The following is a 717-nucleotide window of genomic DNA, read 5'->3' on the forward strand; positions in this document are numbered from 1 at the left end:
GCCGAAGGCAGGTTCGATAACTGGGGTGAAGTCGTAACAAGGTAGCCGTATCGGAAGGTGCGGCTGGATCACCTCCTTTCTAAGGAAATCAAGTAGAGGTTATGTCACTGTTTAGTTATCAGGGAACACTGAAAGATACAGTGTGAGATGATAATAAACTTAATGAGGAAATAGGAAGTTCGACTGCACTAAGCTCATGCTTCGCCAGAAGCAGGCTCGCATTCACTAAGTTGCAGCGAACAGCTTTCGCACTAAGTTCGAAAGGACCTCACTAAGTGCTCAATGCTTCTGGTGGCGATGCGCTTATGGGAAACACCCGTCCACATCCCGAACACGATGGTTAAGACGTAAGCGGCCGATGATACTATACTGGAAACGGTATGGGAAAGCAGGTGGCTGCCAGATCAAAAGAAAATAAGCCCAAAAGGCATCCATATAGAACGGGCACTAAAAAGTGCCAACCTACACCAGCAGGGAAGTGCTGTTAAGATAACTGGGTTTACCAGTGATTAGAGGGTTCAGGAGAACTGAGTTTTCTAATGACTGATAAAGATCAGTCAGACAAGACATGTACCTTGAAAACTTCATACAGAGAAATGATAAGAAAAAGAAATCTTTTTAATATCAAGACATCCGAGAAATAAAGAAACAAAAGCTTTTAAAAGCAAGAGCTGCAACGCTATGCAGCGAGGACAAACAAAGGTCAAGCAAAAAAGA

The 717-nt window shown here is 43.5% G+C and carries 2 rRNA genes; both read left to right on the plus strand.

The window, feature by feature from the left end:
• Positions 1 to 79: ribosomal RNA gene (locus H8S17_RS16270) — 16S ribosomal RNA — on the plus strand; the annotation flags it as partial.
• Positions 80 to 287: 208 nt separating this feature from the next.
• A 5S ribosomal RNA gene (gene rrf / locus H8S17_RS16275) occupies positions 288 to 405 on the plus strand.
• Positions 406 to 717: the final 312 nt, after the last annotated feature.

Source organism: Roseburia zhanii (assembly GCF_014287635.1).
Classification (GTDB): Bacteria; Bacillota; Clostridia; order Lachnospirales; family Lachnospiraceae; genus Roseburia_B; species Roseburia_B zhanii.